23 protein-coding genes and 1 pseudogene are annotated in these 24,560 nt (G+C 69.0%); 14 read left to right on the forward strand and 10 right to left on the reverse strand.

Annotated elements, in window-relative coordinates:
* Positions 1–4 precede the first annotated feature (4 nt).
* The 4 genes from lipB to FBY35_RS27510 all read left to right on the forward strand — a co-directional run bounded on the left by lipB (position 5) and on the right by FBY35_RS27510 (position 3,121).
* Positions 5–832: a lipoyl(octanoyl) transferase LipB gene (lipB, locus tag FBY35_RS27495; RefSeq protein WP_142216656.1), complete on the forward strand. Its 828-nt coding sequence runs from the start codon at positions 5–7 to the stop codon at positions 830–832.
* A 102-nt stretch (positions 833–934) separates the two neighbouring features.
* Entirely contained in the window at positions 935–1,903 is a 969-nt protein-coding gene (lipA, locus tag FBY35_RS27500; RefSeq protein WP_142216657.1) for a lipoyl synthase, read from the forward strand.
* 281 nt (positions 1,904–2,184) lie between these two features.
* Positions 2,185–2,403, forward strand: coding sequence for a hypothetical protein (locus tag FBY35_RS27505; RefSeq protein ID WP_142216658.1), 219 nt, complete (start codon positions 2,185–2,187; stop codon positions 2,401–2,403).
* 10 nt (positions 2,404–2,413) lie between these two features.
* The gene (locus FBY35_RS27510) at positions 2,414–3,121 is read left to right on the forward strand and encodes a DUF4191 domain-containing protein (protein WP_142216659.1); all 708 of its coding nucleotides are present in this window, start codon (positions 2,414–2,416) and stop codon (positions 3,119–3,121) included.
* 86 nt (positions 3,122–3,207) lie between these two features.
* On the opposite strand, the gene FBY35_RS27515 is transcribed toward FBY35_RS27510, so the two are convergent.
* Positions 3,208–3,675, reverse strand: a complete 468-nt coding sequence (locus FBY35_RS27515) for an RDD family protein (RefSeq protein WP_142216660.1) — start codon at positions 3,673–3,675, stop codon at positions 3,208–3,210.
* A gap of 230 nt (positions 3,676–3,905) precedes the next feature.
* On the opposite strand from FBY35_RS27515, the gene glnA reads away from it, so the two are divergent.
* Positions 3,906–5,315, forward strand: coding sequence for a type I glutamate--ammonia ligase (gene glnA, locus FBY35_RS27520; RefSeq protein ID WP_142216661.1), 1,410 nt, complete (start codon positions 3,906–3,908; stop codon positions 5,313–5,315).
* 154 nt (positions 5,316–5,469) lie between these two features.
* Here glnA and FBY35_RS27525 read toward each other — a convergent pair whose 3' ends face one another.
* The gene (locus FBY35_RS27525; protein ID WP_160159324.1) at positions 5,470–7,305 is read right to left on the reverse strand and encodes a right-handed parallel beta-helix repeat-containing protein; all 1,836 of its coding nucleotides are present in this window, start codon (positions 7,303–7,305) and stop codon (positions 5,470–5,472) included.
* Positions 7,306–7,746: 441 nt separating this feature from the next.
* Here FBY35_RS27525 and FBY35_RS27530 point away from each other — a divergent pair, with 441 nt between their 5' ends.
* Positions 7,747–8,520, forward strand: a complete 774-nt coding sequence (locus tag FBY35_RS27530) for a polysaccharide deacetylase family protein (RefSeq protein ID WP_142216663.1) — start codon at positions 7,747–7,749, stop codon at positions 8,518–8,520.
* Positions 8,521–8,561: 41 nt separating this feature from the next.
* Here the strand turns inward: FBY35_RS27530 and FBY35_RS27535 are convergent, their stop codons facing one another.
* The 5 genes from FBY35_RS27535 to FBY35_RS27555 form a co-directional block, all read right to left on the reverse strand.
* Positions 8,562–8,960: a hypothetical protein gene (locus FBY35_RS27535; protein WP_142216664.1), complete on the reverse strand. Its 399-nt coding sequence runs from the start codon at positions 8,958–8,960 to the stop codon at positions 8,562–8,564.
* A 182-nt stretch (positions 8,961–9,142) separates the two neighbouring features.
* Positions 9,143–10,945: a choline/carnitine O-acyltransferase gene (locus tag FBY35_RS27540; RefSeq protein WP_260848962.1), complete on the reverse strand. Its 1,803-nt coding sequence runs from the start codon at positions 10,943–10,945 to the stop codon at positions 9,143–9,145.
* A 14-nt stretch (positions 10,946–10,959) separates the two neighbouring features.
* On the reverse strand, positions 10,960–11,793 hold the full coding sequence (locus tag FBY35_RS27545) for a class I SAM-dependent methyltransferase (protein ID WP_142216666.1): 834 nt from the start codon (positions 11,791–11,793) through the stop codon (positions 10,960–10,962).
* 63 nt (positions 11,794–11,856) lie between these two features.
* Positions 11,857–12,726 (reverse strand): arpA protein, encoded by an 870-nt coding sequence (locus FBY35_RS27550; RefSeq protein ID WP_142216667.1) that lies wholly within the window; start codon positions 12,724–12,726, stop codon positions 11,857–11,859.
* A gap of 111 nt (positions 12,727–12,837) precedes the next feature.
* Positions 12,838–13,341: an NUDIX domain-containing protein gene (locus tag FBY35_RS27555; RefSeq protein WP_260848834.1), complete on the reverse strand. Its 504-nt coding sequence runs from the start codon at positions 13,339–13,341 to the stop codon at positions 12,838–12,840.
* Between the two features lie 193 nt (positions 13,342–13,534).
* Between FBY35_RS27555 and FBY35_RS27560 the strand changes: the two genes are divergently transcribed.
* The gene (locus FBY35_RS27560) at positions 13,535–14,158 is read left to right on the forward strand and encodes a GNAT family N-acetyltransferase (protein ID WP_142216668.1); all 624 of its coding nucleotides are present in this window, start codon (positions 13,535–13,537) and stop codon (positions 14,156–14,158) included.
* A gap of 38 nt (positions 14,159–14,196) precedes the next feature.
* Entirely contained in the window at positions 14,197–15,039 is an 843-nt protein-coding gene (locus FBY35_RS27565; RefSeq protein ID WP_142216669.1) for an MOSC domain-containing protein, read from the forward strand.
* Between the two features lie 10 nt (positions 15,040–15,049).
* On the opposite strand, the gene FBY35_RS27570 is transcribed toward FBY35_RS27565, so the two are convergent.
* Together FBY35_RS27570 and FBY35_RS27575 are read right to left on the reverse strand one after the other, a co-directional pair.
* The gene (locus tag FBY35_RS27570; RefSeq protein ID WP_142216670.1) at positions 15,050–16,423 is read right to left on the reverse strand and encodes a glycoside hydrolase domain-containing protein; all 1,374 of its coding nucleotides are present in this window, start codon (positions 16,421–16,423) and stop codon (positions 15,050–15,052) included.
* A gap of 168 nt (positions 16,424–16,591) precedes the next feature.
* Positions 16,592–16,831 carry a hypothetical protein gene (locus tag FBY35_RS27575; protein WP_399209494.1) on the reverse strand — a complete coding sequence of 80 codons (240 nt, stop codon included), beginning with the start codon at positions 16,829–16,831 and terminating at the stop codon, positions 16,592–16,594.
* Positions 16,832–17,027: 196 nt separating this feature from the next.
* Here FBY35_RS27575 and FBY35_RS27580 point away from each other — a divergent pair, with 196 nt between their 5' ends.
* Both FBY35_RS27580 and FBY35_RS38125 read left to right on the forward strand, forming a co-directional pair.
* Positions 17,028–17,396, forward strand: a complete 369-nt coding sequence (locus tag FBY35_RS27580) for an arsenate reductase family protein (RefSeq protein WP_142216671.1) — start codon at positions 17,028–17,030, stop codon at positions 17,394–17,396.
* Between the two features lie 610 nt (positions 17,397–18,006).
* On the forward strand, positions 18,007–18,573 hold the full coding sequence (locus tag FBY35_RS38125; RefSeq protein WP_399209496.1) for a hypothetical protein: 567 nt from the start codon (positions 18,007–18,009) through the stop codon (positions 18,571–18,573).
* 53 nt (positions 18,574–18,626) lie between these two features.
* Here FBY35_RS38125 and FBY35_RS27590 read toward each other — a convergent pair whose 3' ends face one another.
* Entirely contained in the window at positions 18,627–19,535 is a 909-nt protein-coding gene (locus tag FBY35_RS27590) for a Gfo/Idh/MocA family protein (RefSeq protein WP_142216673.1), read from the reverse strand.
* A gap of 204 nt (positions 19,536–19,739) precedes the next feature.
* On the opposite strand from FBY35_RS27590, the gene FBY35_RS27595 reads away from it, so the two are divergent.
* From FBY35_RS27595 to FBY35_RS27605, 4 genes and pseudogenes are all read left to right on the forward strand, one after another.
* Positions 19,740–21,599 (forward strand): TIR domain-containing protein, encoded by a 1,860-nt coding sequence (locus FBY35_RS27595; RefSeq protein WP_142216674.1) that lies wholly within the window; start codon positions 19,740–19,742, stop codon positions 21,597–21,599.
* A gap of 175 nt (positions 21,600–21,774) precedes the next feature.
* Positions 21,775–22,794: a glutamine synthetase gene (gene glnII / locus FBY35_RS27600; RefSeq protein ID WP_142216675.1), complete on the forward strand. Its 1,020-nt coding sequence runs from the start codon at positions 21,775–21,777 to the stop codon at positions 22,792–22,794.
* A gap of 403 nt (positions 22,795–23,197) precedes the next feature.
* A pseudogene (locus tag FBY35_RS38130) lies at positions 23,198–23,323 on the forward strand (winged helix-turn-helix domain-containing protein); the annotation flags it as partial.
* A 201-nt stretch (positions 23,324–23,524) separates the two neighbouring features.
* On the forward strand, positions 23,525–24,520 hold the full coding sequence (locus tag FBY35_RS27605; protein WP_160159325.1) for an NAD-dependent epimerase/dehydratase family protein: 996 nt from the start codon (positions 23,525–23,527) through the stop codon (positions 24,518–24,520).
* Positions 24,521–24,560: the final 40 nt, after the last annotated feature.

Consider the following 24,560-nt stretch of genomic DNA (forward strand, 5'->3'; position numbering starts at 1 on the left):
AGCCGTGAGTGAGCTGCGGTTCGTCCATCTGGGGTTCGGCGACGAAGCCGTCGAGTACCAGGAGGCGTGGCAGAAGCAGCGCGAGGTCCACGCCGCCCGCTTCGCCGACGAGATCGAGGACACCTGTCTGCTGCTCGAGCACCCGCCGGTGTATACGGCCGGGCGGCGTACGCACGACAGTGAGCGACCGCTCGACGGCACTCCCGTCGTCGACGTCGACCGCGGCGGCAAGATCACCTGGCACGGCCCCGGCCAGCTGGTGGGCTATCCGATCCTCAAACTGCCGCGTCCGGTGGATGTCGTCGCGCACGTCCGCAGGCTGGAGGACGCACTGATCCGCACCTGTGCGGAGTTCGGCGTGGAGACCAGCCGGGTCGAGGGCCGCAGCGGCGTCTGGATGCTAGGCGACCCGGTCGAGGAGCGCCCGGCGATCGGCGGACTCGCGCTCGACTTCGACCCGCGGCTCCAGGACGACGAGTTCGACCCGCGGCTGAACGGCCCGGAGTACGCGCCGTCCAACGCGGGCCAGCGCCGCGAGGACCGCAAGCTCGCGGCCATCGGCATCCGTATCGCCAAGGGCGTCTCGATGCACGGCTTCGCGCTCAACGTGAACCCGGACAACACCTGGTTCGACCGGATCGTGCCGTGCGGGATCCGGGACGCGGGCGTGGCCTCGCTGGCAGGCGAGCTGGGCCGCGACATCACCATCGCGGAGGTGCTCCCCGTACTGGAGCGGCATCTGCGCGAGGTGCTGGAGCAGGCGGACCTCAAGCCGCGCGAGATCGTGCGCGAGGCGGAGAAGCCGCGCATTCCTCAGACGGCGACCGTCTGAGGAATGCGGCCGTCCGGCCGCAGGTTGGCCAGACGTAAGGCCGTACGAATAACGGGCGTACCCTGGTGTTCGCCGAAGAATCGAAGCTGTAGGGAGCCGGTCGTGTCCGCAGTCGCACCCGACGGACGCAAGATGCTGCGCCTGGAGGTCAGGAACAGCCAGACCCCCATCGAGCGCAAGCCCGAGTGGATCAAGACCCGGGCGAAAATGGGCCCCGAGTACACGCAGATGCAGAAGCTCGTGAAGAGCGAGGGTCTGCACACCGTGTGCCAGGAAGCCGGCTGTCCGAACATCTACGAATGCTGGGAGGACCGCGAGGCGACCTTCCTCATCGGCGGCGACCAGTGCACCCGGCGCTGCGACTTCTGCCAGATCGACACGGGCAAGCCGCAGGCGCTTGACCGTGACGAGCCGCGCCGGGTGGGCGAGTCCGTCGTCACGATGGACCTGAACTACGCCACCATCACCGGCGTCGCGCGCGACGACCTGGAGGACGGCGGCGCCTGGCTGTACGCGGAGACCGTGCGCCAGATCCACTCGATGACCTCGGAGCGCGAGGCCGGCCGCACCAAGGTCGAGCTCCTCATCCCCGACTTCAACGCGGTGCCCGAGCAGCTGGCCGAGGTCTTCTCCTCGCGGCCCGAGGTGCTCGCCCACAATGTCGAGACCGTGCCGCGGATCTTCAAGCGGATCCGCCCCGGTTTCCGCTACGAGCGCTCCCTCGAGGTCATCACGCGCGCCCGCGAGGCCGGCCTGGTGACCAAGTCGAACCTCATCCTGGGCATGGGCGAGGAGCGCGAGGAGGTCAGCGAGGCACTGCGGCACCTGCACGACGCGGGCTGCGAGCTGATCACGATCACGCAGTATCTGCGTCCTTCCGTGCGGCACCACCCGGTCGAGCGCTGGGTGAAGCCGCACGAGTTCGTGGAGCTGATGGAGGAGGCCGAGGAGATCGGCTTCTCCGGTGTGATGTCGGGCCCGCTGGTCCGTTCCTCGTACCGCGCGGGACGGCTGTACCAGCAGGCGATGGAGCGGCGCGGCGAGGCAGTGACCGCATCACAGACTGTGTGAATTCAGGCACAAGCAACTACCGCCGAGTAACGGCGAGTTGGGCGCGGCCCGTACTCCCCCGCAGGTCGGGGCGGTGTACGGGCCGCGTCAGTTTTTGCGGCACGAGCGTAAACGTTTCATCGGTGTTTGACCCCGGGGTCACGCCCTGGTAACACCAATCAGTGATGCTGGCTCTACGCACAGCACACACCCCCCGATTCACCCAGCACGCACCGCCTCCCCGATGCACCCCCCGCACCGTCCGCTCCACGTCGATCCTCACCCCGAGGGGGACCCTCATCATGCAGGCCGCGCCGGTTCGTCCCGTACGCGCAAACGCCATCCCGTCCGTCACCGATGCTCTGCGCGCCATGGAGTCGCTGCTCATGCGCAGCGGGCAGCGCACCGCCCGCAGGAACGCCTGGACCGCCGTCCTGGAAGACCGGCGCAGGGCCAAGGACCGGGTCGAGGCGCAGGATGTACTGGAGGCCGTGGCGGGGCGCACTTCCTCGGCCACGTAAACTTCCAGTCATGGCGAGGAAGGCAAACTCAGACGGCGCTGACGCCGCTGCGAACCCCGGGCGACTGAAGCAGATCGCCCTGACGTACAAGATGACCCGGAAGGCCGACTCAAAGGTCGGTCTTGTCGTCGCGGCTGTGGGAATCGTCACCTTCGGTGTCTTCCTCGCGATCGGTTTCTTGATCGACCACCCCGTATATCTGGGCATCCTCGGATTCCTGCTGGCGTTCCTCGCGATGGCGATCGTCTTCGGGCGCCGCGCCGAGCGGGCGGCGTTCGGGCAGATGGAGGGCCAGCCGGGCGCGGCGGCCGCGGTCCTGCAGAACGTGGGACGCGGCTGGACGACGACTCCCGCGGTTGCGATGAACCGCAGCCAGGACGTCGTGCACCGGGCCGTCGGCAAGGCCGGCATCGTGCTGGTGGCCGAGGGCAACCCGAACCGGCTGAAGACGCTGCTGTCGGCCGAGAAGAAGAAGATGGCGCGCATCGTGGTGGACGTGCCGGTGCACGACATCATCGTGGGCGACGGCGAGGGCCAGGTGCCGCTGAAGAAGGTGCGCACCACCATGCTGAAGCTGCCGCGCGTGCTCACCGGCCCGCAGGTCACGGCGGCGAACGACCGTCTGCGTGCGATGGGCGACCTGATGAGCAACATGCCGCTGCCCAAGGGACCGATGCCGAAGGGCATGCGGATGCCGCGGGGCGGGAAGATGCGCTGACCCTCACGACAAAGGCGGTGGCCCGGGACCGAGTCCCGGGCCACCGCCATGTTCTTTGCGTATCCGCTCCAGATCCGCAGTCCGCTCTAGATCCGCACCTGAGCGGCGCGGGCGAGCCGGTCGTGAAGCCCCCGCCCGTCGCGGTCCCAGATCAGGGCCGGGATCGCGAGGCAGAGGAGCACGCTGCGCACCAGGACCCGGCCGGTCCCGAGCCGCCCGCCGTCCTCGGCGACGACGCGCAGTCCGAACAGCCGCTTGCCAGGGGTGAAGCCGACCGTACCGACGGTGAGCACGCTCAGTACGAGAAAGACGCCGAGCGCCCAGTTCCCGGCGGCCTGCCGGTCACCACCGGCGAACAGTCCGTATGCGATCAGGAGGCACAGCCCCCAGTCGACGAAGACAGCGCCGAAACGCCGCCCGAGAGGGGCGATGGAGCCCGGTCCGGCCTCCGGCAGGCCGAGCCGCTCACCCCGGTGACCGAAGTCCGCGCCCATGTCCTCGGCGGCCGCGCGCGGCCCGGACAGCCACGATCCGATTGCTTCCCTGTTGTCCACCCGACCACGGTACTGCGCCCGGTTTGGATCGCTTCGGTCCGGGTCCTCGACGAGCGTCCGACAGCCCGCGACGAGACTTCGGCGCCCCGGCCCGGTTAACTTGGGCGAAACAAATGGGTCATGCTTGAGAAATCCGGCCTGCCTAAGGTCGGGTCCAGAGTGTGCCACCGCACTGGCCGCACGACGAGCTACCACCCCGCCCTCCCCGGGTCGGGAGTAGGAGGAGTTGGATGTTCCAGAACGCCGATGACGCCAAGAAGTTCATCGCGGACAACGACGTCAAGATGGTCGACGTCCGGTTCTGCGACCTTCCCGGCGTGATGCAGCACTTCACGATCCCGGCGACGGCGTTCGACCCGTCCGACGAGCTGGCCTTCGACGGCTCGTCGATCCGCGGCTTCCAGGCGATCCACGAGTCGGACATGGCGCTGCGCGCGGACCTGTCGACGGCGCGGCTCGACCCGTTCCGCAAGGACAAGACGCTCAACATCAACTTCTTCATCCATGACCCGATCACGGGCGAGCAGTACAGCCGTGACCCGCGCAACATCGCGAAGAAGGCGGAGGCGTACCTCGCCTCCACCGGCATCGCCGACACCGCGTACTTCGGCCCGGAGGCCGAGTTCTACGTCTTCGACAGCGTGCGCTTCGCCACCACGGCGAACGAGGGCTTCTACCACATCGACTCCGAGGCGGGCGCCTGGAACACCGGTGCGCTGGAGGACAACCGCGGCTACAAGGTCCGCTACAAGGGCGGCTACTTCCCGGCCCCGCCGGTCGACCACTTCGCCGACCTGCGCGCCGAGATCTCCCTGGAGCTGGAGGCGTCCGGCCTTCAGGTCGAGCGCCAGCACCACGAGGTGGGCACCGCCGGCCAGGCCGAGATCAACTACAAGTTCAACACGCTGCTCGCCGCGGCCGACGACCTGATGCTCTTCAAGTACATCGTGAAGAACGTCGCCTGGCGCAACGGCAAGACCGCGACCTTCATGCCGAAGCCGATCTTCGGCGACAATGGCTCGGGCATGCACGTCCACCAGTCGCTGTGGCAGGGCGGCGTCCCGCTCTTCTACGACGAGCAGGGCTACGCGGGCCTGTCGGACACCGCCCGCTACTACATCGGCGGCATCCTCAAGCACGCCCCGTCGCTGCTGGCCTTCACCAACCCGACGGTGAACTCCTACCACCGCCTGGTGCCCGGCTTCGAGGCCCCGGTCAACCTGGTGTACTCGCAGCGCAACCGCTCGGCTGCGATGCGTATCCCGATCACGGGCTCGAACCCGAAGGCCAAGCGCGTCGAGTTCCGCGCCCCGGACCCGTCCTCGAACCCGTACCTGGCGTTCTCGGCGCTGCTGCTGGCGGGCCTCGACGGCGTCAAGAACAAGATCGAGCCGGCGGAGCCGATCGACAAGGACCTCTACGAGCTCGCCCCCGACGAGCACGCGAGCGTCCCTCAGGTCCCGACCTCCCTCCCGGCGGTGCTCGAGGCGCTGGAGGCGGACAACGAGTACCTGCAGGCGGGCGGTGTCTTCACCTCCGACCTGATCGAGACGTGGATCGACTACAAGCGGGCGCACGAGATCGCCCCGATCCAGCTGCGCCCGCACCCGCACGAGTTCGAGCTCTACTTCGACATCTAAAAACGCCGCAGGTCGGAGCGGGTTTCCGCTCGCCTGTGCCGTCTGTGGGCCGTCGGCCGTGTTCTTCCCTCTGCGGAAGGCGCGGCCGACGGCCGTTTGTCGTTCTGGTGGTGATGCGTTCGAGGCGTTCAGCCGCAGCGGTCGACACGATCATTCATTCCTTGTTGCGGGCGCGGACCACGTTCTCCTCCTTCGCGATGTCCCACGCGCCTCCGGTGTTGGCCGTCAGGTCGTTGTCCTCGATTACGCCGCCACCCCCCTCGTAAATCCGTACCGCCGCATATTTGTTGCGGTGGATCTGGTTGCGACGCAGGGTGGGTCTGCCGCCCGTCTTGATCGTCACACCCGCCAAAGCGCTGCCGGTGATGTCGTTGTCCTCCAGCGTGCCCACACCGCTGTCATGGACATAGACGCCGCTCTGCTTGTTGTCCCGAATCTGGTTGCGTCGCAGGGTGGGGCTGCCGCCCGTCTTGATCTCCACACCCGAGTAGGTGTTGCCGGTGATGTCGTTGTCCTCCAGCGTCCCCACGCCGCTGTCCTGGACGAACACACCGCTCTGCTTATTGTCGTGAATCTGGTTGCCGCGCAGGATGGGGCTGCCGCCCGTCCGGATCGTCACACCCGCCAAAGCATTACCGGTGATGTCGTTGTCCTCCAGCGTGCCCATGCCGCTGCCATGGACATGGACACCGGTCTGCTTGTTGTTGCGGACCTGGTTGGCGCGCAGGGTGGGGTTACCGCCCGCCTGGATGGTCACACCCGCCAAAGCATTACCGGTGATGTCGTTGTCCTCCAGCGTGCCCATGCCGCTGTCGTGGACATAGACGCCGCCACCCTTGTTGTCGCGGATCTGGTTGCGGCGCAAGGTGGGGCTGCCGCCCGTCTTGATCTCCACACCCGAGTAGGTGTTGCCGGTGATGTCGTTGTCCTCCAGCGTGCCCATGCCGCCGTCAAGGACGAAGACGCCGTTCTGCTTGCTGTCGTGGATCTGGTTGCGGCGCAGCCGCGGGTCGGCGCCGTCGCGGATGGTGACGCCGGTGAGTCCCTGGCTGCTGATGTCGCAGCCTTCAAGCTCCAGCCGCCCCTGGGTGATGTCCACGCCGTGCCGCTTATCGCCGGTCTGGCGCAGGGTGAGGTTCGCGACCCGGCCGATGCTGGCCCTGAACACCAGCGCGTTGGTGTCGTGGGCGCGGATCTGGATGTCGGCGAGGGGCCCGTCGCCGAGGATTTCCAGGGGTTTGTCGACCACCAGGCCCTCCTCGTACAGGCCAGGCCGCACCAGGATCCGGTCACCCGGCTGCGCGGCCTTGATCGCCGCGCCGACCGTGGCGAAGTCACCCCGGTGGAAGGGGTCCACCACATGCGTCGGCGGCTCGGACTTGGCCACGCCCCTGGCAGTGTCGCCCGTCTGCTCCGTGGACCCGGCCGCTGCTCCGCCTGCCTCCGCAGTCCTGACGGGCCGCGCCCGGGTGGGCGCGGGCGGATGCCAGAACGTGTCCCGCATCCGCGACGCCAACTGCGCGATCGCCTTGCGCACCAGCGGTGAGGTGAACGGCTCGAACCGTAACTCCCGCCAGTCGGCGTGCTGCCGAGAAGCCAGCACCCGCGCCATCTCATCGGCTTCGCACAGTTGGGGATCATCCAGCTCGCGGGCACTGATGTAGTACACGGGCAGGATCAGGTCCTGGCGGCCCAGCTCACCCTCCTGCTTCAGGAACCGTGCCACCTCCGCCCGGCAGGCGGGGCTGCGGAACAGACTCGGCGTGATGATGACCAGCAACAGGGTCACCGCGTCCAGCGCCTCATCGATGCGCTGCTGCCAGTTCTGCCCCCAGGCGACGTCATTGCGATCCTGGAAGATCGCGAACTCCTCGCCGGTCTGCGCCCGGACCTCGGTGCCCAGCCGTTCCCGGAGCTGAGTGAGCAGACCGTCGTCGTGCTCGTCATTGAAACGGACATAGCTCATGAACGCCGCAGGCGTACCAGGCATGGCATCCCCTCCCCCGCCACAACGTGTGAATTGTGACACAGCGGGCTCCTGGGCACCCATCGAATGACCCCCACGATGGCCGGCGGTATCAACGCCCCCTGTACAAGGGGGTCGTCGCCACGGTGCTGGTCTTCGCGGAGAGGGCAGGCACCGAGGTGAGCTGGAAGTCGACCGACTTCACCGCTGACGATCTCAGGGACGTCTCGTCGTCGGGGATGTCCGGGGAGGCCAAAGGAACGACAGCCCGCACCGTGGCCTCCGCCCCGGGATCGGGCCAACTGGGCCGGTTCCGGCCGCTGCCCCGTCGAGTTGTCCGCGAACTCCCCCGAGATTGTCCGGGATCGGTGACGGACGCATCCCGTGGCCGCCGCCCCTCGTCCTGGCAGGTGGTCGCAAAGTGACCGGGAATCGGCGAGGGACTGCGCGAAAGCGGGGGCGGACATGGCACGGCACGGCGGCGGGCGGGGCTGGTACGGCAAGGTGGTCGGGGCGGCGCTCGGGGTGATGGTGCTCACCACCGGTGCCTCGGTGTGGACCGCGCAGGCCGGTGCCGTGGGTGGCTCGTCGCCGAAGGCGGCCCCGTCGGCGACGCCCGGCAGTGACGTCAAGCGGGTCGCCGAGACCATCGCGCACGCCTCGGACAAGGGGACGCGCGGCGTCAACATCACCATCGACGACGGCCCCGACCCTGTGTGGACCCCTCAAGTGCTGGACGTGCTGCGCGAGTACGGGGTGAAGGCCACGTTCTGCATGGTGGGGACGCAGGCGCAGGCCCACCCGGACCTCGTGAAGAAGGTGGTCGCGGCCGGGCACCGGCTGTGCAACCACTCGGAGTCGCACGACACCACCATGGACAAGAAGTCCCAGGCCTATCAGTCGCAGCAGATACGCGACGCCGAACGCGTGATCACCGAGGCGTCCGGAGGCGTACGGCCGATGTACTACCGGGCGCCCGGCGGGGCCTTCACCCCTCACAGCCGCAAGCTCGCCGCTTCCCGGGGGATGCGCCCGCTGGGCTGGAACGTGGACACCAAGGACTTCGTACGACCGGGCACGGACGCCATCGTCGCCACCGTCAAGCGGGAGCTGCCCAACGGGCCGACGCTCCTCTTCCACGACGCGGGCGGTGACCGGGCCCAGACCGTCGCGGCCCTGCGCCGGATCCTCCCCTGGCTCAAGGAGCAGGGCTACTCCTGCGGCTTCCCGGTGCGTTGAGCGCCCCTGGTCGCACCGCCGGTCCGGACCGCACAGCGCTCTCAGGGCTGCTTCAGCCATGCCTCCAAAGCCGCACGGCTCGCGAACCAGCCGGTCGGGAAGTCGGCTCCCGGCTCGGGTACGGGCTCGCCGGACGGGGGAGAACCGGGCGGCATGACGAAGCCGAACTTCTCGATCCCGGCATCGTTGTAGCGCGGGATGATCGTCTCCTCGCGCCAGTGTGCCGTGTCGGGTCCGGGCGCGAAGCCGAAGAGGGTCACGTCGATCACCACGTGACGTGGCCGATGCTCCTCCGCGAGTTCGGCAAGCCGGTCGAGGCTCCGGCGGAAGTCCTGATCCGTCATGTTCGCGGTCGACTCGAACCATTCGAGCTCGAGTCGTCCGGTGGCGGGATCATGAGTGATCCGACCGAAGTCGTCCCGGTCGAGTTCCGTCGTCATGTCAGCTCCTGGCGTCGGCGCAAGTTCCCGTGTTGGCCCGCCCCGCTCGACAGCCAACCATGGGCCGAACGCTCGCGACCGGAGCGGCACGCTGACATGCCGCCTGCCGCCTGCCTGTCCGACCGGCGGTCAGTCGCCTCGACGGGCCGCCGCCCCGGGGCGGCGGCCCTTTCGCAGCAGGGTCAGTCCGCCAGCAGCTCCCGCAGCTCGGCCACCGCCTCCCGCAGCCGGTCCGCGAACGTCCGCATCTGGTCCGCCACCGCCTGCGGCGTGCTCAGGTAGACGTTGAAACGCTCCGGCAGCAGCACATACGCGACGCCGATGCACTGCAGGCTGGTCGAGCCGAAGCCGAAGTACTGGATGTTGTGGGACGGCGCCGAGCTGGTGCTCAGGTAGTCGTCGCGCATCGTCAGCCAGCCCGGTGTGCGGTACAGCGCGGGCTGTTCGCCCACGCCGAGCTCCGTGCCGCGCCGGCGCTGGATCAGTTCCAGTTCCCACAGGTGCTGTTCGGGCGCCTGCACGGCCTGGCATTCCTTCGCGCGGGTCACATGGCCCTGGGCCGCGGCCCGGAAGGCGGCGCGGCGGGTGGCCGTGTCCGTCGACGGGTCCTCCATCGCCGCGGCGAAAGCGACCATCTCCGGGGTGACGACACGCATCGCCTCGGTGCGCCCGTGCCGGTACTGACGGGTGGCGATGGACTCGTACGTGGCGCCCAGGTGCCCCTTGGCTCGCTGGTGGGCCAGCTGGTAGGCGACCTGGACGAACGCGTCGGGCGAGACTCCGAGCGCCTTGGCGGTGGTGGCGCCGAAGTCGTCGAACGACACGGTGGCCGTCGCGGTGGCCCGTCCGTACGCGGCGAACGCCTCGGCGGCCGAGCGCGCCTGGTCCCGCAGGGCGGCGTCCAGCTCGAACGCCATCGGTTCCAGCGCGGGCATCCCCTGGGAGCGGGCGCCGGACTGCCGGGAGTGTTCCTCGGGCGTGGTGCTGAGCAGGGCGTCGGTGAAGCTGAGGATGGTCGTCCCGTCCAGCTCGCAGTGCTCGACGTTGATGCCCGCCCGGCCGTCGGCGAAGACGACGAAGGACACGGCCTTGTCGAACCAGCGGTTGCCGCGGTCGCCGTTCAGCAGCTCGTCACAGGCCTCCTGGGTGTCCGCGGGTGCGAAGTCCTCCAGGCAGACGCAGAACAGCGCGGTCTCCACGTCGTCGAGTGCGTCGGCGTTGCGGGGGTGGGAGGCGATCAGGGACTGCCGGGCGGCCGCCCAGTCGGCGCGGGCCATGGTGGTGAGGTGGCCCACCGACACGTCCGCCGGCTCGGCACCGGCCTTCATCACGGCGCTCAGGCCCGCCTCGATGTCGTCCAGGCCGTACGGGACACCGTCGGGGCCGAGCACGTCCATCCGGAACATGCCGCCCCGGAAGAACACCACGATGTGCCGTGCGTCGGACGGGCCCGGCCACCCCTCGGTGTAGGGGGCGCGGACGGTGTCCAGCTCGGCGCCGGGGATCCGGGTGGTGGAGAACAGGAACTTGTTCTGCACCATCGACTGGGGCACTCCTCGCTGCAGGACCGGCGGGATGAGCCCCTGGTCGAGCTGCCGCTTGTAGTTGAGGGCCCCGGCGACCAGCCCGGCCGCCCGTTCCAGTTGCGCCTCGCCGGTGTCCTTGAACAGGAAGAAGAAGTTGGCGTTGAGCGCGATCCGGTCCCGGCGGCCCAGGTAGCGGTACGGCCAGAAGGTGTCGAGCCAGCTGTGCACGCCCTCCGTGGCGTCGTACGCCTCGAGCGCCGCGTGCAGCACCCGGCCGGGGCCGTCGGGCCGGAGGAAGGCTGCCACCTCCGCCTCTGTCGCCGCCAGCTCGTCGGCGGTCAGCAGCGGCGCGCACCAGGCGAGGAACCTCTCACAGCTCGCCTCCAGCGCGGGCAGGGGCACGCGGGGAAGGCTGTCCTCCTGGGCGAAGGTCGCATTGCTCGGTACATCCTGACTGATCTTCAACTCTGCTCTCAATTCGGATCGTTGGGGCCGGACGGGCGGTGCGGCCGGGAAATGTGGAGCTGTGCGTACAGCCAGCCTTCCGCCTCCAGGCCACGCGCATCCACCCCGTTGGACAACATCGTGTCCAGGACGAGCGTCTGTTCCTCCGAAGAGGCGAATCTGCGCTGCTTGAAGACGCCTTCGACATGGACGGTCCGGTAGCCGAGTTCCGCGAGCGCCTGCTCCACGGGGTCGAACGGGAACATCCGCAGCACGAAGTGCGCCATCCAGGGCCGGTGAGTGCCCTGCGCCTCGACGACACGCTTGAGCGTCCGCTCGGTGACGTAGCCGAGACAGCCCGTCGAGATCACCAGGTCCGTCCCGGCGAACTGGGCGCGCTGCCGCGGTGTGGGCTCGTTCGCCTCCAGGTCGGCGTGCACGGCGTCGTCGAGGAACCCGGCCTCGAGCGCGTACGAAAGCGCGCTGCCGGAGGTGTCGAGGCCGGCGAAGCGTACGGGCTGCGCGGGCTGTCGGGACCGGGCCAGCTGCCGGTCCCGGGCAAGCAGGGCATCACGGCTCTCCCCTTCGCGCTCCTCGTCGCCGTAGCGCGCGTACAGCTCGTCCATCGTCGCGTCGTATTTCAGCAGGGCGGCGTTGATTCCGTACGAACAGCCGATGTCCAGCACTTTCGGAACGGCGACGTGCTGGGAGTCCCGGTACTCCTTGATGAGCTTCGCGAAGTAGGGCTTGGCCAGTTGGGGAACGCAGTAGCCGAGGGGGCGCAGCACACTGAAGTAGGCGCGCGGATCGGGCTGGGTGTAGATGTGGTCGAGCGAGACTTTTCCGGTCGCGTCGAAACGCACAGGGCTTACTCCTCCATGGATCGCGTGGATCGCAGAGTGGGGGGACAGGGCCTGCGACGACCGTCAGTCCAGGAGCTGGTCGCCGCGGACTGCGCGGCCCTCGGCCGCCATGTGCTCCGGCAGTACGCGGCCGAAGAGCTGGCGGGTCCGTGGCACGCTCCCGATGACGCCGGGGCGCTCGCTGTAGGCGAATATCGCGGAGTGGCGCGCGACCTCGCCCCGCACGGGGCTGACCCGGTGCAGCGAGTAGCGGCCCTTGAACAGCTGAAGGTCACCGGGATGCAGGGACAGGCTCCGGGTCAGCCGCTCGCCCCGGCCGTCCAGGACGTCGCGGACGTCGTCGAAATTCTCGTCCTGCGCCGACCTGATGTTCGGGCAGTACTCGAAGACGCCGCCAGCCCTGGCTTCCTGGGTGAGCATGCTGACCGTGTACTCGTTGGTGTCGAAGTGCCAGGGGTGCTCCATGCCGGGCTCGACGACGTTGAGAACGAGCCCGGAGAGCGGGTCGGCCAGCTCGTGAAGCTGCGGCAGCTCGAAGCAGCGGGCGACGAAGCTCTGGAACGCGGCGTGGGAGTAGAGCCGGCTGATGAGGGAGCCCGCGGGGATACGGTCCCGCGCGACGAACGCGTTGCCCCGCTGGAAGGTCCGCCGGCCGGGGTGGTCCTCTGGCAGCGCAGAGTCCACGGGGATGTTGTAGACGTTGACGGTTTCGGTGTCGAAGTGCGCGCGCGGGGCGATGGCGGAGCACTCCTGCCGCAGGACATCGCGGAGTGAGGGGCGGATGAAGTCCGGCAGTACGGTGCAGCCGAGGGTCGACAGTTCGCGCCGGGCACGGGAGACGACGGCCTGCCCCTCGGCGCTTTCGAGTTCCGACAGGGGATAGCGGGCCGTGTCGACCACCTGGTCGAGCGTGACAGCTTCCAGAGTGCTCATTCGATCCTCTCAACGCCCGAACTCAACTGAGAAGTAACGAAGTTGAAGTTCCCACAGTGCCGCGAGGATGTCTGTGACACGTCACACGCGCCGACGGTCGTTTGGATCGGCTCAGGATGCCCAGCCGCGCAGTGAGATCTGCGGGCCACCAACCAGGTAGTGGCGCAGAGCCGTGGCGGACGTGGGTACGAATTCGTCCGGGAGGCCGGCGGTGTCGGTCCAGCGGACCTGGGCGTGCTTGGCGGGTTCGCGGTTCTCGGGTTTCCCGGCCCATCGGTGAGCGGCGAAGACGACGGTGAGGAACCCGTTGGGCGCCTCGACCCCCCAGGCGCCGTGGACGACCTGGGCGAGGCGCAGGTCCTCGGCCTCGACGACGAGGCCGGTCTCCTCACGGAGTTCGCGGACAGCCGTCTCGGTGATGGGCTCGCCCGGCTCGCTCTTGCCGACGGGGAGATCCCACAGGCCCGGGGCGAACTTGTTACGGGGGCCGCGCTGGAGGAGGACGACGCGGTCGGTCTCCCGGTCGTGGACGATGACGGCGGCGACGAGGACGGTCATCGAATCGAGGGCGGGAGCAAGGGCCGGGGGGCGGTCCTCGGCATTCGGCTGGGCCACTGCGATCCCCTCGTAGGTCAGTCAGTCAGTCGGTCGGTCAGTCGGTCGGTCAGTCAGTCGGTCAGTCGGCCGGTCGGCCGGTCGGTCCGACAGATTGGGCACCCTAGCGGGCCGGTCGCCCTGACGGCTCCCAGTTTTGTATTAGTGCAAAACTGAATTGCGACTAGTGCAAGACCCGGCTACGGTTCGGGTCATGCCTGCCAAGACGCCGCAGCCCGTGACGCTGACCGGCCACCACGTACGCCTCGAACCGCTGACGACGGATCACCTCAGGGACCTCTTCGCCGCGGGCGGAGGTGACGACGAGGTCTGGCGCTGGCAGGGCGGACCCACTCCGCACACGGAGGACGAACTCGGCCACAAGCTGCATGAGCTGCTGAACGACGCCGAACAGGGCACGTACGTCCCGTTCGCGGTCATCCGGCGCGCGACCGGCAGGGCGGTCGGCTGGACCACGTACATGGACGTCGATACGGAGAACGAGCGCCTGGAGATCGGCTGGACCTGGTACGGCCGCGCGTCGTGGCGTACGGCGGTCAACACCGAGACGAAGCTGCTCCTGCTGACGCACGCCTTCGAGGAACTGGGCATGGGGCGCGTCCAGTTGAAGACGGACCACATGAACGAGCGGTCCCAGGCCGCCATCGCCCGCCTCGGGGCGCAGCGGGAAGGCGTCCTGCGCCGCCACAAGCAGCGCCCGGACGGGACGTGGCGGGACAGCGTCTACTTCTCGATCCTCGCGGACGAGTGGCCCGGGGTGAAGGCGCGCCTCGGCGACCGGCTGCGGCCTCAGTCGCCCGGCGAGGAGAAGCCATGAAGGCCGATCCCCGCTGCACGCACGTACGATCGGGTCGCATGGGGATCTCTGTACAGAAGCTGACGTACTACCCGGTCAAGGGTTGCGCCGGGACCGGTGTCGAGTCCGCCCGGGTCGGCGTGATGGGGCTGGAGCACGACCGGACGTTCATGGTCGTCGACGCCGCGGACGGGTCGTTCCGCAGTCAGCGGGCGCTGCCGGCCATGGCCGCGATCCGGCCGGAGATCATCGGCGGCGGTGCCGCGCTGCGACTGTCCGCGGACGGGGCCGAGAGTGTACTGCTGGACGTCGACCCGGACGGGGAGCGGAGGCCGGTGAGCATGTTCGGGCGGGACATCGGGGAGGGCGCGGATCAGGGAGATGCCGCTGCCTACTGGTTCTCCGAGGTCCTGGGGGCGAAGTCCAGGCTGGTGCGGGTGCCTTCGGACTTCGACCGGGACGGCTGGGGCGAGACGCCCGGCAAGGTCGGTTTCGCGGACGCGCATGCGGTGCTGGTGGCGTCCCAGGCCTCGCTCGACGGCCTGAACGCCCGGATCATGGCGCGGGGCGCGGCCCCGGTGCCGATGGACCGCTTCCGGGCGAACATCGTTCTCGACGGCTGCGCCGAGCCGCACGCCGAGGACGAGATGCGCCGTCTGGAGATCGGCACCGTCAGACTCGCGTACGCGGTCAGGGCGATGCGGTGCAGTGTCCCACTGGTCGACCAGTGCACGGGACTGCGCGCGGGCCCGGAGCCGATCCGCACGCTGGCGGCGTACCGGCGGGAGCCGGACTACGAGAACAAGGTCAGCTTCGGCATGAAGGCGGCGGTCGTGGAGCAGGGAACGCTTGCGGTGGGAGACCCCGTCGTGCCGGTGTGGGCGTCTGGGACGTCCGCCTGATCGCCCTCTTTCAGCAGCGGGGAGCCGGTTTGCTGTACGTCGTGTTGCTGGGGGTCGCCACGTAGTAGTCCGTGACGTAACGGCCGTTCAGAAGGCGGTCCCATATCTTCGTCGTGCCGACCGCCGAGCCCGACTTCTGGCAGACCACCCACGCCAGCGCCCCGTTGGGGGACGTGCCGCGTATGGAGGACGAGGTGCCTGCGCCGGTGTGTTCGGCGAGCGTCGCGCTGGTCTGGTACGGGTACGTGCAGCGCGGCAGCGGGGCACTGTACGTGGTGCTGGACGGGGTGCTGACGTAGTAGTCGGTGACGTACGTGCCGTCCGTGAGCTTGTCCCAGACGGCCGTGGTGCCGACCGCGGAACCCGGCGCCTGGCACGCCACCTTGAGGGCGGCCCGGGGCGCGTATGTCTTTGCGACGGGGTAGCTGGTCGAGGGGCCGGTGCGGGCGTTGAGCGCGGTGGTGCTCGTCGCCGTGTAGGTGTACGCCACGGTGGCGACCGGCGCGTCGAGCCTGTCGGTGTCGATGTTGAGTGTGACGCCACCGTACGTCTCGTCGTGGTCGCCCTTGAACTGCTTGGCCCGCTGGTGCACCGCCCACTTGGAGTCGGCGATGCCGGTCCAGCCCTTGAGTGAGTCGACGGAGTCGAAGCGGGCGATCCACAGCGCGTCGGGGCGGGCGTACGAGGTCGAGGTGTACACGTCGGAGAGCTGCTTCGCCCCGAAGTTGAGGTTCATGTACACGCCCGAGACATAGCCGAGCCGGTGCAGTTCCTTCGTCCAGCCCGAGAGGTACGCCAGCACCCCGGTCCGGCAGGTCGCGTCGGTCTGCGAGTACGCCTCGATGTCGTTGTAGAACGCGCTGCCGGGCTGCATTCCGAGCGCCTTCCCCTTGGCGACGGCGTCGCCGGCCGCGGCCGTGCCCTGGCCCTTGGCGGTCGCGGCGGCCCGGCTGATCTTGGCGTCCGTGGGCCTGCCGCCGCACGGCGGTTGCAGGCCCTTGTAAATGGGCAGCAGGCGCCACTTCAGCGCGGAGACGGACGCGACCCACGACGGGGTCAGTTGGGGCTGGGCGCAGGTGCGGGTGATGCCCCCGATGTACACGCCGACGGCGCGGTACGGGGAGGCGCCCCACGCCTGGATCGCCGACAGCGGTGGCGCCGTACAGGTGTCGAAGGCGAGTCCCGAGTAGGTGGTCGCGCTCGCGCCGGGGGCATACGCGACCGAGGTGGCCGGTTCGGCCGCGGCGGGCGGGCCGAAGGTGAGGGCGGAGCCGGCGCTCAGTACGCCGGCGGCCGCGAAGACGAGAAATCTGCGGCGGATACGGCCGGTATTGCGGATGGTGCGGAGACCGCGGATACGAAGGCCGTGGTGCGGATGCGACATGGCTCCCCCGTGGGCGAATCGGACGGTGAGACCAGAATGCACCGTTCTGCGCCAACCGGACCCTGCGACGCCGGGGTTTGTTGAATCAGCCTTCCGACGAACCAGCACTGTTCCACCGCTGTCACCCAGAAGGCCCGGGCGACAGCGGCGGACAGCAGGCCCGTCGGATCAGCGGCCGTAACGGATCAGCGCCCGCACCATCCGGCACGTCGTGTCCGACGGCGGGTGGATCCCGATGCTCTCGGCCGTCGCTCGTATCTTGTGGTTGTCGGCCGTCGCCGGGTGATAGATCCCCGAGTCGAGCAGGGCGATCGTAAGGCGCATGGCCTTGAGTCGGCGGTTGTGGGAGACGTACCACTCGCGCGGCTGTCCGGCCGGGAGCGGCTTCTTCTTCAGCGGCTTGTACATGGACGACGACAAGGACGACGAGGACAGAGACGCAGTCACGGACACGGGCTTCGACATGAGTGTGGCAACAGCCATCGACAACCTCCTGGCGCGGTGGCGGGACCATCCCGAACTACTGTTCAGTCTACTGGCCACCACTGACAATCGGCCCTGGCCAGGGGGTGTTTGAGGGGCGTGTGAGCAGTACCGTGGCGGCATGGAGATCTGGATCAACCCCGCCTGTTCCAAGTGCCGCAGCGCCGTCGATCTGCTCGACGGCGAGGGCGCCTCGTACACCGTCCGGCGCTATCTGGAGGATGTGCCGAGCGAGGAGGAGATCCGGGCCGTGCTCGAACGGCTCGGGCTTGAGCCGTGGGACATCACACGGACGCAGGAGGCCGATGCGAAGGAGCTCGGGCTCAAGGAGTGGCCGCGGGACGAGGGTTCGAGGGACAGGTGGGTCGCCGCGCTCGCGCAGCACCCGAAGCTGATTCAGCGGCCGATCATCACGGCGGACGACGGGACGGCGGTCGTGGGGCGTACGGACGAGGCGGTACGGGACGCGCTCGACCGGTCCTCGCACTAGCTCGGAGCGTCCTGCCCCCGGGGGCGCCGGACAGGCTGTGCCGCCGCGCTGCGGCCTCAGCCAGTCGCACCGGACCCCTCTGAGCTGCGCCAACCTTAAGGAAAGTTAAGGAAGTTGTGGGCGGGACGCTGAGAAACCAGCGATGCCGACTCGTACGTAGGGACACACGGAACCGACCCGACAGGAGTCCCACGTGTCCCGCAAGAAGACCCTCAGCGGTAAGAAGAAGATCGCTCTGCTCGTCGGCGCCGCCACCGTAGTCGGCGGTACGGCAGTGGCCATGACCGGCACCAGCAACGCGTCGGTGGCCTGCGACGGACTGACCCAGGCCCTGAAGAACAACGAGAGCTTCATCGCAGGCCAGCGTGCCAATCCGGACGCCCAGTCCGAGGCCCGGATCGCCAACCGGCAGGCGGTCATCGAGGAGATCAAGCGGAAGCAGGCGGCTTCCGGGTGCGAGGTGGGAGGCGGCGGAGGTGAGGCCGCTCAGCCGCCCGCGGAAGCCCAGGGCGCCGGCCAGAACGGCGACCAGGGCGGAAGCCAGGCCGGTGACCAGAACGGCGGCGGCCAGGCGTCCGGCGAAGTCGTCTGCGCCGGGTCGACCGTCACCCTGTCCGGCGAGGCCGGCGCACCCGCGGCCTCCAGCAACCAGTTCCCCATCGGCACCACCCTCAAGGTGACCAACCTCGACAACAACAAGTCGACCACGGTCAAGGTCACCTCGACGTCCGGCAGCTGCGCCCTGCTGAACAACGCGGCCTTCGAGCAGGTCCGCGAGCCCGGCAAGAACCTCATCCGCAAGGCAAGGATCGAGAAGGTCGGGAGCGGAGACCAGGGCGGGAACCAGGCGGGCGACCAGGCCGGTGACCAGAACGGCGGCCAGAACGGAAGCCAGGCCGGTGACCAGAACGGCGGCGGCCAGGCGTCCGGCGAAGTCGTCTGCGCCGGGTCGACCGTGACCCTCTCGGGCGAGGGCGGCGCACCCGCCGCCTCCAGTGGCCAGTTCCCGATCGGCACCAGCCTCAAGGTGACCAACCTCGACAACAACAAGTCGACCACGGTCAAGGTCACCTCGACGTCCGGCAGCTGCGCCCTGCTGAACAACGCGGCCTTCGAGCAGGTCCGCGAGCCCGGCAAGTTCCTGATCCGCAAGGCCAGGATCGAGCGCGTCGGCTGACCCCGACGCCCCACGGAACCCAGGGCGGTGCCCCCCGTACGGCACCGCCCTGGTCACCGGTCGAGCAGGAGCTCCGCCTCCGCCAGGATCTCCGTCACTCGCAGCCCGAACCGTATGTCGCACTCGTGGGCCCGTCCCGTACGAGCCGACTCCAGCAGCGCGTCCACCGCCGCCCCGAACGAGCGCACAGCATCCCCCCACACCGGCAGTTGGACCCTCCCCCGGTCGCCGACGAGCTCGATGCGCACGCCGGACGCCGCCACCGGCGCACTCAGACCGAGCGTCGCCGTGCTCGACGCCCCAGACGTGTGCCGCAGCACCAGATGCACGGTGTCCTTGGGCCCGCGCGCCGCGGTCACCTCCGTCACATCGCCGAGCGCCGGGATCACTACGGAGAGCACATGCGGGCCGACGTCCCACAGTCCGCCCTTCTCACGCCGCCACGGCGAGGCGGCGTACGGGCTGTCTCCGCCCGGCGCGTACAGCGAGCCGAGCCACTGGGCGTGAGCCGTGAACCAGCCGCCCGCCGCCGCCTGTTCGGCGATCCAGGGCGCCGTGTCCGCGGCGAAGCGCAGGGTGCAGAAGACCACTGAAGCGACCCCGACGCGCTCGGCCGCCTGTGCCGCCTCTCTCGCCGCCGCCACGCTCGTGGCGACCGGCTTGTCCAGCAGAAGGTGACAGCCCGCCTCCGCGGCACGGGCCGCGAGCGGTGCCTGGATGTCCGGCGGCAGCGCGAAGGAGACCGCGTCACTGGCGGCGAAGAGGTCGTCCACGCCGTCGTCGCCGGAGAAGGCGCCGGTACCGTGCGCGCCTGCCAGGACGGCTGCCGCCTCGGGCCGTCTGGCCCACACCCCGGTGAAGTCGACGTCGCGGTGCGCGGCGAGCGCGGGAGCCTGGGTGCGCTCCGCCCAGGGGCCGGCGCCGATCAGTCCGATACGCAGCTGCTTCGCGGGCCTCGTCATGCGGACCAGTGTGCCCGTGAATGCCGTACGTTCCCTCGATTCCGCCGGAGCCCTGCCCGGCCGGACCCTTGTATACGACGTGTACGACGCGGCGCTGCTCAAGGAAGGGGGCAAGCTGATGGCCGGAGACTAAAATCCGTGCACCACGGGGGGGCGGCGCGGCCGGGCGGCGCCCGCGGTAGGTGAGCGGCAGGAGCAGCCCGCATGACGCGCGTCTTCATAGCTTCGTCCACGGAGGGCCGGCCGTTCGCGCAGGCGGTGGCGGCCGTGCTGGCACGGCAGGGCGTGGAGCCGCTGCTGTGGTGGAGCCAGCAGTGTTTCCCGCCCGGAATGACCCTGCTGGACTCGCTGTTACGGCTGATCAACGAGGCGGACGGGGCGCTGATCATCGCCACGCCCGACGACCGGACAACCCGGCGCGGGGCGACCAGTTACGCCCCGGCGAGCAATGTCCTGCTGGAGTACGGCTTGTTCACCGGGCGCCTGGGCCAGGCGCGGGTGGCGATCGTGACGGTGGGAGATCCCGATCTGCCGTCGGATCTGGGCGGCGTGGTAAATCTGCGGCTCGGGTCGCCCGCCGCCTACCAGGACCCCTCGGTGTACGAGTCGGTGGAGATCGAGCCCAAGATCGTGCCATGGCTGCGCACCCTGGACGCGGTCAGCAGCAACGGCGCGAGGATCGCGAGCCTTCTCAGCCGGCTCGCGCCACAGGCCAAGCCACGGGACCGGGTCCGGCTCAAGGCGCGGGTGCTGTGTGACCAGCTCGACTCGCGCGCGTTCCCCAAACTGCCCGAGCCGCAGGTGCTGGACATCCTGCGCCGCTATGCCCTCTCGTACGGCCGGGAAGAGCGAGTCGGACATACGGTGAAAACACCGGTCGCCGGCTATCTCGATCTGACACGCGTCACCCCGGAATCCCTCGACCAGCGGGTTCTTGCGGGCCACCTGGCCTACCATGTGGCCGAACTGGTCAACCGCAAGGTAATGCGACCGACACTGATCGCCGTTTCGAAGGTGGCGGCCACCGGTATTTTGAGCGCGGCGGCCGACTTGCTACCCTTCCCTGCCGTCTACGTAAGTCCCTATGGCCCGAACCGTGGCAACCCCGTCGAGGGTTTTTACGAGAAGGGCGATCGCGCCGTCCTGTTGCACGATGTGGCCTTGAGTGGACATCATCTGGTCGATTGCATGACCGCCCTCCGGTCCGCAGGCATCAATGCCAGGCATATTGTTGCACTCGCCGAGCACGACGGTCAGAACGAGGCTCTCGATTCATTGCTCCAAGAAAACGGGATCATGATGCACACCGCCGTGAAGTTCACCCCAGGCACCGGACACCACCCCCAGGCGGTGGAATCGATCCAGCCCTTGGGCATCACCGGATCGCCGGACCCGGACGCCGCCCCGCAGTGTCTGCTGTGCGATGTGCTCAACGACGCCGAAACCACCCCCTTTCGGGGCCTGTTCGGCCGCGAAGAACTGCAGTCCGAGGTGCTGGCGCGGGCCGACGGATTCGTGGTCGTCGCGGACGTCGCCCCGCTGACCCGCGGCCATGTCCTCATCGTCCCCGACGAGCACGCACTCTCCATGGCGGACCTCTCCCCGGCGGCGCTCGCCGGCCTTGAAATGCTGCGCAGGCATGTCACGTCGGTCATTCGCGAAGGATTCGCATCGGAAGTCGTAGCATTCGAGCACGGATTGTGCGATCCGAATCTGAGTTCCGCCTGCGGAATCGACCACGCACATCTCCATGTCGTACCGCTGGACCAACCCGTCGCACCGCGCTTCCGGGAAAGCTTCGCCTGCCGGGACATCGGATCCCTGTCCGAGCTTCCGCAGGTGAACGAGGCACGTCAGGAATACCTTCTGCTGATCGACCAGGAGGGCGCGCACCATTTCGCTGCGGCGCAGGTGCCGACGAGCCAGTTCTTCCGCAAGATGATCGCCGAAATCAGCGGCGAGCTGCTGTGGAAATGGAACGACAAATTCTTGCTGGGCGACCGCGAAGAGACCCGCGCCAGGATTCTGGAGCTGCATCGCGTCTTCGGCGCGGCGGCCGGCTGAGCCACTGAGCCGACCCGTCGGGCGAGCGGGCAGACGGTGCAAAGGGGGGCTCACGCGAAGCCGGGCCGGGCCACCGGTCCGGCGTAACGTGGGGTTCACACATGGGCAACGGACGGGAAATCCCGTATTGCGAAGCTGCGCGGCATACCGCTGCACCCGCAAAGGATGAGGCCCCGTGACGTACAAGGCTGAGTACATCTGGATCGACGGCACCGAGCCGACCGCCAAGCTTCGCTCGAAGACGAAGATACTCGATGACGGCGCCGAGCTGCCCATCTGGGGCTTCGACGGATCCAGCACCAACCAGGCCGAGGGCCACGCGTCCGACCGGGTGCTCAAGCCGGTCTTCTCCTGCCCGGACCCGATCCGCGGCGGCGACGACGTCCTCGTGATGTGCGAGGTCCTCAACACGGACATGACCCCGCACGAGTCCAACACGCGTGCCGCGCTCGCCGAGGTCGCCGACAGGTTCGCCGCCCAGGAGCCGATCTTCGGCATCGAGCAGGAGTACACCTTCTTCAAGGGTGCCCGTCCCCTCGGCTTCCCCGAGGGCGGCTTCCCGGCCGCGCAGGGCGGCTACTACTGCGGTGTCGGCTCGGACGAGATCTTCGGCCGTGACGTCGTCGAGGCACACCTCGAGAACTGCCTCAAGGCGGGCCTGGGTATCTCCGGCATCAACGCCGAGGTCATGCCCGGCCAGTGGGAGTTCCAGGTCGGCCCACTGTCTCCGCTGGTGGTCTCCGACCAGCTGTGGGTGGCCCGCTGGCTGCTCTACCGCACCGCCGAGGACTTCGAGGTCTCCGCGACGCTCGACCCCAAGCCGGTGAAGGGCGACTGGAACGGTGCGGGCGCGCACACCAACTTCTCGACCAAGGCGATGCGCGAGGGCTACGACGCGATCATCACCGCCTGCGAGTCACTTGGCGAGGGCTCCAAGCCGCTCGACCACGTCAAGAACTACGGCGCGGGCATCGACGACCGGCTGACCGGCCTGCACGAGACCGCCCCGTGGAACGAGTACAGCTACGGCGTCTCCGACCGCGGCGCCTCGGTCCGTATCCCGTGGCAGGTCGAGCAGGACGGCAAGGGCTACATCGAGGACCGCCGCCCGAACGCCAACGTCGACCCCTACGTCGTCACGCGGCTGCTCGTCGACACCTGCTGCACCGCACTGGAGAAGGCCGGCCAGGTCTGATCCCAGCGTCATACCGTTTCCAAGGGCGTCCACCGGTCCGGCCGGTGGACGCCCTTCGGCGTGCCTCAGGGAGAGGGAAGCACGAGCCGTAGCACGCTGCGGGACGGGGAGTGCCTGGTCGTCATGTCATCTGTTTCAATGGGCACATGGCCAGCCACCAGCACATCGCGACGGGTCGCACCGACCTCGAGCCGTTCTTGCCTTCCCGGCAGCACCATGACTTCGACCGGGTGTGTTGCCGCGCGGTGAACGCGCAGGCCCTCTAAAGCCGCTCACCCCGGTCTTCGGCCGGCGCGCACGACGTACGTCCGTCCTCGTACCGGCCGATCAGCAGCCGGAGCAGGAGCCGGGCGATCAGAGCGACGGTCCCGTACGGATCGACTCGGAGCGGCGTACCGCCCTGGTGGACGGGCGGCCGCTGGATCTGACCTACCTCGAGTTCGAACTGCTGGCGCATCTTGTCGCGCACCCCCACCGGGTGCACACGCGCGACCAGTTGGTGACCACAGTCTGGGGTTACGGGCACGTGGGCGACGGCCGGACCGTCGACGTCCATGTGGCCCGGCTGCGCCGGAAGCTGGGCGCCGAGCGGCGCCTTCGATCCAGACGGTGCGGCGGGTCGGCTACAAGTACACGCCATAGCCACCGGCCTCGTGGCCGCTCGCCCTCGCATTTCCCTGGCAGCGGAATCGCTGTGCCAAGGGCCGTACCACCAGGCAGAGTCGCCGGTATGAGACTTCTGATTCTGGGGGGCACGGAATTCGTCGGCCGTGCGGTGGCCGAGTCGGCGTCGGCCCGCGGCTGGGAGGTCACCGTCTTCCATCGCGGGCGGCACGAAGCACCCGCCGGTTCGGCCACGCTGCTCGGCGACCGCACGGCCCCGGACGGCCTGGCGGCGCTCGCCGAGGGAGAGTGGGACGTCGTCGTCGACACGTGGTCGGCGGCGCCTTCCGCCGTGCGGGACACGGCCCGGCTGCTCGCGGGACGCGCCGGTCGCTATGTCTATGTGTCGAGCTCTTCCGTGTACGCCTGGCCGCCGGGCCCGGGTTACGACGAGACCAGCCAGGTCGTTGAGAGCTCTCCCGACGCGGACGACGTGCCGTACGCGGAGGCCAAGCGGGGCGGTGAACTGGCCGCGGTCGAGTCCTTCGGCGAGGACCGCGCGCTGCTGGTCCGCGCGGGCCTGATCATCGGCCCGTGGGAGAACATCGGCCGCCTGCCGTGGTGGCTGAACCGGATCGCCCGCGGCGGCCCGGTCCTCGCACCGGGCCCGCGGGACACTCCGCTGCAGTACGTCGACGTACGCGACCTGGCGGACTGGATGCTCCAGGCGGCCGAGCGGGGGCTGAGCGGTCCGTACAACGTGGTGAGCGAGCAGGGGCATACGACGATCGGGGAACTGCTGGAGGCGTGCGGGCGGGCGACGGGTTCGGCGCCGGAGTTCAGGTGGACGCCGGCGGAGGCGATCCTCGCGGCGGGCGTCGAGCCCTGGACGGACCTGCCGATCTGGATCCCCTCGGCCGAGCAGCCCGAGCTCTACGGCGCGGTGCACAACGTCGGGGTCGCGAAGGCAGTCGGAGCGGGGCTGCGGTGCCGGCCCGTCGGCGAGACGGTGGCGGACACGTGGGCGTGGCTCCAGTCCATCGGGGGAACGGCGCCGCAGCGGCCGGACCGGCCGGTGGTGGGGCTGTCGCGGGACGTGGAGGCAAAGCTTCTGGGCGGCTGACGGTTCGCCTGCTGGGCTGAATGTGCGGCCCAGCCCTGGC

Origin of the sequence: Streptomyces sp. SLBN-118 (assembly GCF_006715635.1) — a bacterium.
Classification (GTDB): domain Bacteria; phylum Actinomycetota; class Actinomycetes; order Streptomycetales; family Streptomycetaceae; genus Streptomyces.